The sequence below is a fragment of the Burkholderia sp. BCC0397 genome (assembly GCF_902832865.1).
Lineage (GTDB): Bacteria > Pseudomonadota > Gammaproteobacteria > Burkholderiales > Burkholderiaceae > Burkholderia.
In genome coordinates, this window is record NZ_CADFDL010000006.1 from 363,389 (window position 1) to 376,256 (window position 12,868).

Consider the following 12,868-nt stretch of genomic DNA (forward strand, 5'->3'; position numbering starts at 1 on the left):
GCTTATGCCGGTGGATGAATTAAATGCGCGTATTTGTTTAATAAAAAATGCACATTCGCATCGTGCATTTCATTTCTTGATGAATTGCAATTCTTATCCTAGACAGCCCGATTTGCGGCTGTCAATTCCGCGCGGTTTCGTCGGTAATTCGGCAAAGCCTTGCCGGTAAAGGCGTTGAGGCGTGAGTGGGTAGTCTGGTCCGGAAAGAATATGAGAATGTCCGTTTTGAATAGGCGGCAAATTGTCAGCTTATTTAGCATCGATGCCTGAAATTGCTGCACAAGCCGAAAACGGCATGCAGGCAATTCGCCGGAAACGGTTTCCGGCGCCGGAAGCCGGCGCGGTGGGCTGGCGCGAGCGGACATTACTAGGAGAGTCCCGTGAATCAACTGGAAGGGCTGGAGCGAAAAATCGGCGAGCAGCACGAGCGGCTCGCGCATCATCCGGTGTTCGGATCGATCCGTACCATCGACGAGCTGCGCGTGTTCATGGAATGGCACGTGTTCGCCGTGTGGGATTTCATGTCGCTCGTGAAGCGGCTGCAGCAGGACCTGACGACCGTCGCGGTGCCGTGGGTCGCGCCGCGCAACGCGAACGCGTCGCGCCTCATCAACGAGATCGTGCTCGGCGAGGAATCGGACGAAACGCCGAACGGCCACATGAGCCACTACGACCTGTACCTGCACGCGATGCGCGATGTCGGCGCGTCGACGTCGCGCATCGAGGAAATGGTGTCGCTGGTGCGCTCGGGCTTCTCGGTGTCGGCCGCGCTGAAGGCCGTCGATGCGCCGGAGCCGGTGATCCGCTTCGTCGAGGCGACGATGGCTGCGTGCACGTCGGGTGCGACGCACCAGGTGCTCGGCAATTTCTTCTACGGCCGCGAGAACGTGATTCCCGACATGTTCCGCACGCTGCTCGACGAATGGAAGATCGAGCGCGCGTCGATCCCGCTGCTCGTGTATTACCTCGACCGCCATATCGAAGTGGATTCGGGCGAACACGGGCCGGCGGCGCGCGCGATGATCCGCGAGGCGGCCGACGGCGACGCGGCGAAGCTCGAGGAAGCGCTGCAGGCCGGGCTCGATGCGATCGACGAGCGGATGCGTCTGTGGGACGGGCTGCTCGCGCATCTCGGCCAGACCCGCAACGTGGTGCCGGCATGAACGCGCGCGGGCTGTCGGAGCGCATCGTCGATTTCGCGGCGCTCGACTGGGAGCACCCGGCGGCGTTCGACGACGGCATCGACCAGGTCGTGCTCGTCGATACGCTGGACGAGCACGCGAAGCGCGGCATCCGGACCCGGATCGTGCGGTTCGATCCCGGCGCGGGCACGCGCGTGCCGTTCCTGCACGACTACCACGAGGAAGTGCACCTGATCGACGGCGACCAGAGCCTGGTCGACGTCGCGACGCGCGAGTATCGCGCGACGTATCGGGAAGGCAGCTACTTCGTGCGTCCGGCCGGCACGCCGCATGGCCCGTTCCGCAGCGACGCGGGCTGCCTGCTGCTTGAAATCCATTACTACGGTTCCCCGGAGGACACGCGATGACGACCGCCGTCACCTACGTGAGTCACGTCGATCGCTGGGAGGCGCGCGCGACCGTGCGATCGCGCCCGCGGCGGATCGTCGAGGACGACGAACTGCGCTACTACCCGCTCGAACGCCAGCCGCTGTGCGCGCACGCGGCGATCGTCGACGCGGGCGATGCGGTGCGCGATTTCGTCCTGCTGCAGAGCTTCTACAAGTACATCCAGGACGTGATTATCTTCGAGACGGAGATCGTCAACGCCACCGCGTTGCGGATCGCGCGCGGCCGGTTCGCGCACCCGTTTCCGTTCGCGTGCCGGCAGGATGCGATGACCGTGGTGATCGACGAGGATTATCACGCGTACGTCGCAATGGACTACCTGCGGCAGGTCGAGGAGGCCACCGGCATCGCGCCGCTGCCGCCGAACAACGAGATCGAGCTGTCGCGCGCGATTCCGCGCGCGGTCGAGCGGGTCGGCGCGCAGTACCGCGACGGCATGGAGCTGCTGTGCGTCGCGATCTCGGAGAACACGGTCACGGCGGAAGTCGCGGCGTTCTCGCGCGACGCGACGCTGAAGCGCTCGGTGAAGGGCGTGATGGCCGATCACCTCGCGGACGAAGGCCGTCACTCGGCGTTCTGGATCAATCTCGTGAAGCTGTACTGGTCGGAGATCGACGAACCCGCGCGGCTTGCGCTCGGCGAAGGGCTGCCGTGCTTCCTGCGCGAATACCTGAGCGCCGATCTGCAACTGCAGTTCGATCGCCGCCTGATCGACGCGCTCGATCTGCCGGCCACTGAGCGCGCGCGGATCGCGGACGACATGGTCGGCGCATATCCGATCACGAGCCAGCATCCGATGATCGTCAACATCCGGCAGTTCTTCCGGATGAGCGGCCTGCTCGATCACGCGCCGACCCGCGCGGCCCTGTCCGACTACCTGTGAGTCACGTCGATGAAAGCGATCATCATTGCGATCGGCGGCCAGACCCGTCTCGCTGCACGGCTGGCGGCTGAACTCGAGGCGACCGGCCATACCGTCTGTATCGCCGACGGCCGCGACGGCCCGTTGCGCGACGCGGCCGATGCGCTGCTGTTGCCGGCGCCGGCGCCCGACACGTTGCGCCACGCGGCCGAGTGGTCGATCGTCTGCGGCGCGCCGGACCCCGCCGTGCATTGCGCGCACGCACGGCCGCTGCATTGCGAGATCGTCGCCGATGCGTTTCCGCCGCGCGAGGTACGCGTCGCGTGGCTCGCGGACGCGGCGCCGGGCGACACGCGCGTGCTGGCCGACGCGACGCTCGCGTTCGGCGCGGCGCTCAACGGCGCCGATCTCGCGGACGAGATCGCCGCATGCGCGGTCGATCTGATGCACGAAGTCGCGAGCGCAATCGCCCGCGAGCTGAGCGATCCGCACGATGCGCCGCGCGCCACGCCGCCCGGGCCGGCCGAGATCGTGCTCGATCTCGAACGGCTGGCCGGCTGGCACGCGTCGAACGACACGGCCGCAGCGTGGCCGTGCGAACCGTCGTTGCCGGAACTCGTGTCGCGTGCGGCGGCCGCTGCGCCGGACGCCTGCGCGCTCGTCGCGGCCGACGGCCAGTTGACCTATCGCGAGCTGGTCACGCGTGCCCGCCAGGTCGCCGCGCGCATCGCCGCGCGGCCTGCCGCGCCGCGCGTGGTCGCCGTGCGGCTCGACAAGGGCGTCGCGCTGTATCCGGCGATCGTCGGCGTGCTGGGCGCCGGTGCGACCTGCGTGCCGCTCGATCCCGCGTTTCCGCCCGAGCGCGCCCGTACGATCCTGCGCGAATCGGGTGCGCAGGCGCTCGTCGTGGGCGGTGCGGTCGAGCCGGCGCTGCTCGACGGGCTCGACCTCGACGTGATCGACTGCGGCACCCACGCGGAAGCGGACGCTGCGCCCGATGCGCCGGCCGGCGCGTGGCCGCTCGAACGCGATGCCGACCGCGATGCGCGCTGCGCGGTCGCGATCTACACGTCGGGTTCGACCGGCGTGCCGAAGGGCGTGATGCTGTCGCACCGAAACATCGTGCAGTTCTGCCACTGGTATCGCGCGCACGTGTCGCTCGATGCGTCGTCGCGCGTGCTGCAGTTCTCGACGGTCGCATTCGATGCATCGCTGCTCGACATGTTTCCGACCTGGCTCGCCGGTGCGACGCTGGTCGCGCCGAGCGAAGCGCAGCGCCGCGAACTCGACGCGCTCGCGGCGCTCGTTGCCGACGCGCGGATCACGCACGCGTTTCTGCCGCCCGCGCTGCTCGCGGCGCTGCCGGATTGCGACTGGCCCGCGCTCGCGCATCTCGTCACGGGCGGCGACGTGTGCGACCCCGACACGATCGCGCGCTGGAGCGCGAACCGGCGGCTGCACAACATCTACGGGCCGACCGAATGCACGGTGCTCGCGACGACGGGCGAACTGCGCGCCGGCGACAGCAACCGGCGCATCGGCCGGCCGATCGCGAACGCGCGCTGCCATGTGCTCGCGGCCGACGGCCGTCCGGCGCTCACCGGCGAGGAAGGCGAGCTGTGCATCGCCGGCGCGGGCGTCGGGCTCGGCTATCTCGGCCGCCCCGACCTGAGCGCCGAGCGTTTCGTCGCCGATCCGTACGGCACGCCGGGCGCGACGATGTACCGCACGGGCGACATCGCCAGTTGGGAGCCGGACGGTTCGCTGCGCTACGTGGGCCGCCGCGACACGCAACTGAAGATTCGCGGTTTTCGCGTCGAGCCGGGCGAGATCGAGACGGCCGCGCTGGCGGCAGGGCTGTACCGTCAGTGCGCGGTGGTGCCCGACGAGCGCAAGCGCATCCGCCTGTTCGCCGCGAAGCCGGTCGATGCGGCGGCGACGCCCGACGCGCTGCGCGCCGTGCTGGCCGCCACGCTGCCCGACTACATGGTGCCGTACGACATCACGGCGCTCGACGTGCTGCCCGCGACGCCGAACGGCAAGATCGATCGCGCCGCGCTGGCGCGCCTGCCGGTGTCGCGTGCCGGGAGCGACACGCGCGCCGCGCCGCGCGGCCCGCTGGAGACGCGTCTCGCCGCGTTGTGGGCGGCGCTGCTCGAACTCGCGCCGGACGAGATCGGCCGCGATGCGTCGTTCTTCGAACTGGGCGGCCATTCGCTGCTGGTGTCGCGGCTGATGCTGGCGGTGAAGCGCGAGCTGGGCGGCAACGCGGCGCTCGCGCGTTTCATGGAGCGGCCGACGGTCGCCGCGCTCGCGGCGCTGCTGACCGACGAGTCGGTCGAGCGCGGCGCGAACGTGCCGGCGCGCGTGCACGACGATCGCCGCTTGCCCGACGACGTGCGACTGCCGGCCGACCAGCCGGCGGGCGACGGCCCCGGCGCGGTGCTGCTGACCGGCGCGAACGGCTTCCTGGGCAGCTTCATCCTCAGCGAGCTGATCAGCCGCACGAACCAGATCGTCTACTGCGTCGTGCGCGGCGACGACGATGCGAGCGCGCGCCGGCGGCTCGACGAAGCGGCGTTCGTCAACGGGCTCGGCCATCTGTGCGGGCATCCGCGCGTGCGGGTGCTGCGCGGCGATCTCGGCGCGCCGCGCCTCGGGCTGTCGGACGCGCAGTGGCAGACGCTCGCGGCCGAGGTCGGCGCGATCCACCACAACGGCGCACACGTGAACCACGTGTACGACTACCCGTACCTGCACGCGGAGAACGTCGGCTCGACGCTCGAACTGCTCCGCCTGTGCTGCAGCGGCCGCCGCAAGGCGCTGCATTTCGTATCGACGCTATCCGCGGCGAGCGCGACGGGCCCGACGGGCCGCCTGATCGAGGCGGCCCCGTCGGAGGCCGGCCCTGCCTTCGTCAACAACGGCTACAACCTGACGAAGTGGGTGTCCGAGCATCTCGTTGCCGAAGCGGCGGCGCGCGGGATCGACACGACGATCCTGCGGCCCGGCAACATCACGGGCCATTCGCGCACGGGGCTGTGCCAGCCGGGACGCAACCGGATCCTGCTGCTGCTCAAGGGCGCGGTGCAGCTCGGCTGCGCACCGCTCGCGAGCGAGGGCGGGCTGTTCGACCTGAGCCCCGTCGACTACCTGGCGCGCGCGATCGTCGCATGCACGCTCGACGGTGCGCGCACCGAGCGCGTGTTCCATCTGCACAACCCGCGCCCGCTCGACTGGGCCGGCTACCTGCGTGCGCTCGCGCGGCGCGGCTATCCGCTGCGTTTCGAGGCGCCGGAAGCGTGGCGCGAGCGGCTGTTGTCGATCGACGAATCGAATGCGCTGTTCGACGTCGTCGCGTTCTATCTCGACGACCGGCAGGACGATATCGGCGACATGGCCGTGATCGACCACGCGCGCACCGAGGCGACGCTGCGCCGGCTCGGCGTCGCGTATCCGGACAAGGACGACGCGCTGCTCGATGCGCATTTCGGCTATCTCGCCGAATGCGGATTCATGCCGCCGCCGGCCGAGCCCGCGCTCGCGCCGCGCGCGAACGACGCCCGCCGCGACGCCGAGCCCGAACCCGCGTGGTGAAGACGTACCCCGTTTGATCAATCGCTGTCATCGCATCATTCATCAAGGAGGCATCATGCTGCAACGTACTGCAACGCAACCCCGTCCGTCCACGCTCGTCTACGCGCCGCAAACCCCGATCCTGTCCGGCACGGCCGATCTCGACGTGCCGGCCCGCGACGCGTGGCGCGTGGTCGGCGATTTCGCCGGCTTCTCGCGCTTCATCACGGGGCTCGACCATACCGACATGATCGGCGAAGGCGTGCGCTCGCTGCGCATCAAGCATTTCGCGGACGGCAACGTGGTCGTCGAACAGCTCAACAGCCACGACGACGAAGCGATGGTGATGACGTGGAGCCTGATCCATACGTCGTTCGACATCGGCAATCTGTGGGCGCTGATGCGCGTCGAGCCGCGCGGCGAGCAGGCCTGCACGGTGACGTGGGACATCGCCGGCGAACCGTCGCACGGCGGCGCCGCGCGCCAGCCGGAATTCGACGCGTTCGTCACCGGCTTCCTCGACATGGCGATGACGAACCTGCGCGCGCTGTTCAAGCCGCAGTAACCGTGCATCGCCCGCCGGCGCGGTGCCGCTACGCGGCCGCGCCGGCCCACGTGCCGGCCTTGCCCGGCGCGTGGCCTTTTTTCCCCGGCGGTGGCGCGTATGCGTCGTCGTGCGCCTGTGCGAATGCGTCGCGCAGCGCGGCCTTCATGAAGTCGACCCATGCGCGCGTCTTCGCATCGAGATGCTGGCGCGACGCGTACACCAGGAACACGCCGATTTCCTCCGCCTGGTAGTCGGGCAGCACGCGCACGAGCGCGCCCGAGCGCAGGTCGGCCGCGGCGACGAAGTCCGGCAGCAAGCCGATCCCCGCGCCTTCGCGCACAGCGATCGCGAGCGACGCGGCGACGTCGGCCGTCATCGACGGATCGACGTCCACCGTTTGCGCTTCCGCGCCGTGCCACAGCGTCCAGATGCGCTCGTGATACGCGGGCGCGACCAGTTGCACGCAGCGATGGTGCACGAGCGCGCCCGGCGAATCGGGCGTGCCGTGCGCATCGAGATACGCGGGCGATGCGCACAGCACGCTGCGGATCCGGCCGACGTCGATCGCGACCTGTTCGGAACTCGGCAGGCTCGGCATCGCGATCACCGCGACGTCGTAGCTGTCGCGCACCAGTTTCGGCAGGTGCGGCGCGAGCGTCAGGTCGACGCTGACGTCCGGGTAGCGCGCCTGGAATTGCCCGATCAGCGGAATCACGAAATGGTTCGCGATGCTGGCGCTGCAATGCGCGCGCAGCCGGCCGTGCGGATGCACGCGCGCGTCGCGCGCCTCGCGCTCGCTCGCATCGACGGCGAGCGTGATGTCGCGGGCGCGGGCGAGATAGCGCTCGCCCGCTTCGGTCAGGCACATCGAACGCGTCGTGCGGTTCAGCAAGCGGATGCCGAGACGATGCTCGAGCGACGCGACGAGCCGGCTGACGTGCGCGGTCGTGATGCCGAGCCGTTTGCCGGTCTCGGTGAAGGTGCCCGCGTCGGCGAGCGTGACGAACGCCTGCATGCTTTGAATCAGATCCATCGGGATAACGAAACCTCCGGCCGGCCATGTGGCGATGCCGCTACTGTAGCGACGGCCGCGGCACGCCGCGCGCGCGCATCAGCGATCGATCGTCGCAAAACGGACAATCGACAGGCCCTAACGCCGCCGGAAGTATTCGCTGGGCGCGACGCCGAGCGCCTTGCGGAACATCGCCGCGAACGCGCTGGGGCTGTCGTAGCCGTGTTCGAGCGCGAGTTCGAGGATCGGCGTGCCGGCGGCGAGGCGCGGCAGGCTCAGCAGCAGCCGCGCGTGGCGGCACCACGCGCCGTGCGTCATGCCCGTCTCGCGCTTGAATGCGCGGGCGAGCGTGCGCTCGTTCATGTGCGCGTCGCGCGCCCACGCCTGCAGCGTGACGACCGACGACGGGTCGTTGATGAGCCGCGTGCACAGCGCGACGAGCGCGGGATGGCGCGGCATCGGCACGTGCAGCGACAGCGACGGCGCGATCTCGATCTCGTCGAGGATCAGCGCGAGCACGCGGCCCGCGCGGTGCGACAGGTCGTAGTCGGCGGGCAGGTCGCAGGCCGTCACGATCAGTTCGCGCAACAGCGTGCCGACTTCGATCACCCGGCATTCGGCCGGCAGGCTCGGCCGCACCTCGGGGCCGACGAACACGGTGCGCATCTGCACGTCGCCGGCCGAGCGGATCTCGTGCTGCGTGCCGCCCGGCACCCACACCGCGCGGCCCGTCGGCACGACCCAGCTGCCCGCGTCCGCGTGCACGATCATCACGCCGGAAATCGCGTGGATCAGCTGGCCCTGGCGGTGCGAATGCGGCGGGTACGCCATGCCCGCCGGCGAGTCGGACGCGACGACGGCGATCTGCTTGTCGCGCGCCTGGCGCTCGAGTGCGACGAAGAAATTTTCCAATTGATCCGAATGTCCTTTTCTCGACGACGAATGCGCTTTACGCGCGAGATCGACCGCATAGGTCGAAATTACCATAAGCCCATCGTTTGTTCGACCTTCTTGCCACCCGATGCGCGTTCCGTCCATTCCGTCCGCTCCGCCCGTTTCTTCCGCCGTCGAGGCGCGCTTGCCGCGCGTACGGCGCGCCACCTGTGCGGCCGTGCTGCTGGCATCGACCGCGCTGGCCGCGTGTTCGGTCGGCGAGCCGTACCGGCCGCCTGTATCCGACGCGGCGCGCACCGGCCCGTTCGACGCGGTGGCCGACGTGCCGGCCGCGGCGGCCGGCGAACCGCCGCAACGCTGGTGGCGGCTCTACGACGATCCCGTGCTCGACGGCCTCGTGCGCGATGCGCTTGAGCAGAACCGCGATCTCGCGGCGGCCGTGGCGCGGGTCGAGCGCGCGCGTGCCGTGTTCGACGAGGCCGGCGCCGCGCGGCTGCCCGACACGACGGCCGGGTTCGGCGTCGACTACGGCAAGCACGCGCCCGACCAGATCGTCGCGGCGGCCAAGGACACCGATGCGCGCACGCGCTGGGGTTTCGCGCCGTCGTTCGCGCTGTCGTGGGAAGTCGATCTGTGGGGCCGCGTGCGCCATCTGGTCGACGCCGCGCGGGCGGATGCGGATGCGGTGCAGGCTGCGTCCGATGCGATGCGCGTCGTGGTGGCCGCCGAGACGACGGCCGCGTATGCGCAGGTGTGCGCATACGGCGAGCGGATCGACGTGGCCGAGCAGTCGGTCGGGATCGCGGACCGGCTGGCCGCGCTGACGGCGAAACAGCGCGCGCACGGGCTCGTGTCCGACCTCGAAGTGGCGCGGTCGCGCGCATTCGCCGACGACACGCGCGCCGATCTGCCGGCACTCGTCGGCTCGCGTCGCGCGGCGCTGTACGAACTCGCGGTGCTGACCGGGCGGGCGCCCGGCGCGCTGCCCGACGCCGCCGCGCATTGCCGCACCGCGCCGGTGCTCGCGCGGCCGTTCCCGGTCGGCGACGGCGCGTCGCTGCTGCGCCGCCGCCCCGACCTGCGCGAGAGCGAGCGCCAGCTGGCCGCCGCGAATGCGCGGATCGGCGTGGCGACGGCCGAGCTGTATCCGTCGATTTCGCTCGGCGGCTCGGTGAACTGGCTGTCGACCGGCGGCGATCCGTCGACGCTCGGCGACAAGTACGCGATCGCATGGGGCGTCGGCCCGCTGATCACGTGGCGCTTTCCGAACATGGCGGCGAGTCGCGCGCGACTCGCGCAGGCCCGCGCCGACGACACGCTCGCCCGCGCGCAATTCGATGCGCAGGTGCTGCGCGCGCTGAAGGAAACCGAGCAGGCGCTGGCCCGGTACGGCGCCGCATGGCGCCGCCGCGCCGCGCTCGAAACCGCGCGTGCCGAGCATGCGCGCGCGTATCGCCTCGCCGAGCTGAACTACGAAGCCGGCGCACTCGATTTCCTCGGCGTGCTCGACGCGCAGCGCAGCCTCGTCGCGGTCGATTCGGCGCTGGCCGAGTCGACGCAGCAGGTCTCGCTCGACCAGGTCGCCGTGTTCAAGGCGCTCGGAGGCGGCTGGCAACCGTAGCCGGCCGCGTTCGCAGCGTCCCTGTCCGTTCTCTTGCACGCCTACTCATCATTCCGATCATGAGCACGACTGCCGTACCCGAAAAAACCAAATCCGCCCGGTTCTCCCGGCGCCAACTGATCGCCGCGGGCGTCGTGCTCGCCGTCATCGCACTCGCCGTGTTCGGCTGGCACTGGTGGACCGTCGGCCGCTTCATCGAAGGCACCGACGACGCGTACGTCCGCGCCGACGTCGTGACCGTCAGCTCGCGCGTGTCGGGTTACGTCACGCAGGTCGCCGTCGACGACAACCAGCGGGTCAAGCGCGGCGACGTGCTCGTGCGGCTCGACGATCGCGACTATCGCGCGAAGGTCGACGATGCGCAGGCCGCCGTCGCGGCGGCCGACGCGACGCTGCAGGCCGAGCAGGCAGCGGCCGCGACGCTCGACGCGCAGGTCGGCCAGCAGCGCAGCCAGATCGCGCAGGCCGACGCCGACGCGGCCGCCGCGCGCGCCGAAGCCGCGCGGCGCGACGCCGATGCGACGCGCTACAAGCAACTGCTGGCCGAATCCGCCGCGAGCGGACAGCGCTGGGAGCAGGCCCACGCGGACGCGCTGAAGGCGCGCGCCGAGCTGGCCCGCGCCGGCGCGGCCGTGCGCGTGCAGACCGACCAGCAGACCGTGCTGCAACGCCGCCGCGAACAGAGCACCGCGGCGATCGCGCAGGCGCGTGCGCGGCTCGCGGCCGCCCAGGCGAAGCTTGCGCTCGCGCAGCTCGATCTCGACCACACGGTGATCCGCGCGACGCGCGACGGCAGCGTCGGCCAGCGCGCGGTGCGTGCGGGCCAGTACGTCGAAGTCGGGATGCCGCTGCTCGCGGTGGTGCCGCTGAGCGACGTGTACGTCGTCGCGAACTTCAAGGAAACGCAGCTCGGCGCGATGCACGACGGCCAGCCCGTCGAGCTTGACGTCGACACCTATTCGGGCCACACGCTGCACGGCCGCGTGATCGGCCTCGCGCCGGGCTCCGGTGCGCAGTTCGCGCTGCTGCCGCCCGACAACGCGACCGGTAACTTCACGAAGATCGTGCAGCGCATCCCGGTGAAGATCCGCGTCGATGCGCCGCCGGCCGGCGTCGTGCTGCGGCCCGGCATGTCGGTGATCGCGCGCGTCGACACGCGCGGCACGCAGGGGGCCGGCTCGTGACCGCGACGACCGCACAGGCTGCGCACGAAGACACCGTTTCGCTGCGCGCGTGGGTCGCGGTGCTCGGCGGCGTGTTCGGCTGCTTCATGGCCGGCATGAACGTGCACGTGACCAACGCGTCGCTGCCCGACATCCGCGGCTCGCTCGGCGCGAGCTTCGAGGAAGGCTCGTGGATCACCACTGCGTACCTGGTCGCCGAGATCGTCGTGATTCCGCTCACCGGCTGGCTCGTGCAGGTGTTTTCCGCGCGGCGCGTGCTGCTGGTCGGCGCGACCGGTTTTCTCGCGTTCTCGATGGCGTGCTCGGTCGCGCCGAGCATCTCGACGATGATCATCGCGCGGGCGCTGCAGGGCGCGTTCGGCGGCGTGCTGATCCCGCTGTCGTTCCAGCTGATCGTCACCGAATTGCCGCCGTCGAAACATCCGCTCGGGATGGCGCTGTTCGCGATCGCGAACAACGTCGCGCAGGCGGCGGGGCCGTCGGTTGGCGGCTGGCTGACCGACATGTATTCGTGGCGCTGGATCTTCTATCTGCAGATTCCGCCGGCGATCGCGCTGGTCGCGGCGATTGGCTGGGCGATCCGGCCCGTGCCGGTGCAGCTCGGGATGCTCAGGCGGGCCGACTGGTTCGGCATCGCGACGATGGCGGTCGGCTTGAGTGCGCTGCAGATCGTGCTGGAGGAGGGCGGGCGCAAGGACTGGTTCGCGTCGGACCTGATCGTCGAGCTGTCGATCGTCGCGGCGGCCGGGCTGGCGGCGTTCGTCGCGATCGAGCTGCGGCGCAAGGAGCCGTTCATCAACCTGCGCCTGCTCGGCCAGTACAACTTCGGGATCGCGAGCCTGATGCAGTTCCTGTTCGGCGCGGTGGTGTTCGGCGTGGTGTTCCTCGTGCCGAACTACTTTGCCGAGCTGCACGGCTACAGCGCGCGCGACATCGGTCTCGCGATGATTCCGTACGGGCTCGTGCAGTTCGTGATGTCGTTCCTGACGCCGCCGCTGATGCGCCGCACGAGCCCGCGCACGACGATCGTGCTCGGCTTCGTGCTGGTCGCGGCCGGGTGCCTGATGAACATCCATCTCGACGCCGATGCGGCGTCGAACGTGATCGTCCCGTCGCTGATCGTGCGCGGGATCGGGCAGTCGTTCGTCGTGATCGCGCTGGCCGTGATGGCCGTCGACGGGATCGAGAAGGCGCAGCTCGGGTCCGCGTCGGGCGTGTTCAACATGGTCCGCAACGTCGGCGGCGCGATCGGCATCGCGGTGATGAGCCAGATCGTCGTCGAGCGGCAGAAGCTGCACGCGATGCGCATCGGCGAGGCGGTCACGCCGTTCTCCGAAGCGTTCCAGGAACGCATGGCGATGCTCGCGCGGCTGCTCGCGCGTGTGCATGCGCCGCGCGCGGACGTGCTGCCCGGCGGGTCGATTTCCGGCGTGCACGAGCTGGCGCTCGGACTCGTGAACCAGCGCGTGATGCGCGAGGCGCTGCTGATGGCGTACAGCGATACGTTCCTGATCGCGGGCATCGCGATGATCGGCTGTACGGCGGCGGCGTTCGTGTTGAGGGCGAAGAAGAAGGCGTGACGG

The 12,868-nt window shown here is 69.9% G+C and carries 10 protein-coding genes; 8 read left to right on the forward strand and 2 right to left on the reverse strand.

Annotated features, from left to right (window positions below; genetic code table 11):
- The first annotated feature begins 380 nt into the window (after positions 1–380).
- From HWX03_RS21065 to HWX03_RS21085, 5 genes are read left to right on the forward strand one after another with little or no spacing between them, the layout of a single operon-like run.
- Positions 381–1,163 carry a DUF3050 domain-containing protein gene (locus tag HWX03_RS21065; protein ID WP_174385480.1) on the forward strand — a complete coding sequence of 261 codons (783 nt, stop codon included), beginning with the start codon at positions 381–383 and terminating at the stop codon, positions 1,161–1,163.
- Complete coding sequence (locus HWX03_RS21070) at positions 1,160–1,549, forward strand: cupin (RefSeq protein WP_175872547.1); 390 nt, start codon at positions 1,160–1,162, stop codon at positions 1,547–1,549. Before HWX03_RS21065 ends, HWX03_RS21070 begins: the two co-directional genes overlap by 4 nt.
- A complete protein-coding gene (locus HWX03_RS21075; RefSeq protein WP_175872548.1) occupies positions 1,546–2,472 on the forward strand; it encodes a diiron oxygenase in 927 nt (308 codons plus the stop codon). The genes HWX03_RS21070 and HWX03_RS21075 overlap by 4 nt, the downstream gene beginning before the upstream one ends.
- A gap of 9 nt (positions 2,473–2,481) precedes the next feature.
- Positions 2,482–6,048 carry an amino acid adenylation domain-containing protein gene (locus HWX03_RS21080; protein WP_175872549.1) on the forward strand — a complete coding sequence of 1,189 codons (3,567 nt, stop codon included), beginning with the start codon at positions 2,482–2,484 and terminating at the stop codon, positions 6,046–6,048.
- A gap of 55 nt (positions 6,049–6,103) precedes the next feature.
- On the forward strand, positions 6,104–6,592 hold the full coding sequence (locus HWX03_RS21085) for an SRPBCC family protein (protein ID WP_175872550.1): 489 nt from the start codon (positions 6,104–6,106) through the stop codon (positions 6,590–6,592).
- Positions 6,593–6,620: 28 nt separating this feature from the next.
- On the opposite strand, the gene HWX03_RS21090 is transcribed toward HWX03_RS21085, so the two are convergent.
- Together HWX03_RS21090 and HWX03_RS21095 are read right to left on the reverse strand one after the other, a co-directional pair.
- On the reverse strand, positions 6,621–7,607 hold the full coding sequence (locus HWX03_RS21090) for a LysR family transcriptional regulator (protein WP_175872551.1): 987 nt from the start codon (positions 7,605–7,607) through the stop codon (positions 6,621–6,623).
- A gap of 117 nt (positions 7,608–7,724) precedes the next feature.
- Complete coding sequence (locus tag HWX03_RS21095; protein ID WP_174385475.1) at positions 7,725–8,498, reverse strand: helix-turn-helix transcriptional regulator; 774 nt, start codon at positions 8,496–8,498, stop codon at positions 7,725–7,727.
- 166 nt (positions 8,499–8,664) lie between these two features.
- Here HWX03_RS21095 and HWX03_RS21100 point away from each other — a divergent pair, with 166 nt between their 5' ends.
- From HWX03_RS21100 to HWX03_RS21110, 3 genes are read left to right on the forward strand one after another with little or no spacing between them, the layout of a single operon-like run.
- Positions 8,665–10,101: a TolC family protein gene (locus tag HWX03_RS21100; RefSeq protein WP_244132712.1), complete on the forward strand. Its 1,437-nt coding sequence runs from the start codon at positions 8,665–8,667 to the stop codon at positions 10,099–10,101.
- Between the two features lie 59 nt (positions 10,102–10,160).
- The gene (locus HWX03_RS21105) at positions 10,161–11,285 is read left to right on the forward strand and encodes an HlyD family secretion protein (RefSeq protein WP_175872553.1); all 1,125 of its coding nucleotides are present in this window, start codon (positions 10,161–10,163) and stop codon (positions 11,283–11,285) included.
- Positions 11,282–12,865, forward strand: a complete 1,584-nt coding sequence (locus tag HWX03_RS21110) for a DHA2 family efflux MFS transporter permease subunit (protein WP_175872554.1) — start codon at positions 11,282–11,284, stop codon at positions 12,863–12,865. Before HWX03_RS21105 ends, HWX03_RS21110 begins: the two co-directional genes overlap by 4 nt.
- Positions 12,866–12,868 lie beyond the last annotated feature (3 nt).

Bases quoted from the DNA above. Each gene is read 5' to 3' on its own strand.
- HWX03_RS21105 (WP_175872553.1), top strand. From the start codon at position 10,161: ATGAGCACGACTGCCGTACCCGAAAAAACCAAATCCGCCCGGTTCTCC.
- HWX03_RS21090 (WP_175872551.1), bottom strand. From the start codon at position 7,607: ATGGATCTGATTCAAAGCATGCAGGCGTTCGTCACGCTCGCCGACGCG.
- HWX03_RS21080 (WP_175872549.1), top strand. From the start codon at position 2,482: ATGAAAGCGATCATCATTGCGATCGGCGGCCAGACCCGTCTCGCTGCA.
- HWX03_RS21070 (WP_175872547.1), top strand. From the start codon at position 1,160: ATGAACGCGCGCGGGCTGTCGGAGCGCATCGTCGATTTCGCGGCGCTC.
- HWX03_RS21085 (WP_175872550.1), top strand. From the start codon at position 6,104: ATGCTGCAACGTACTGCAACGCAACCCCGTCCGTCCACGCTCGTCTAC.
- HWX03_RS21075 (WP_175872548.1), top strand. From the start codon at position 1,546: ATGACGACCGCCGTCACCTACGTGAGTCACGTCGATCGCTGGGAGGCG.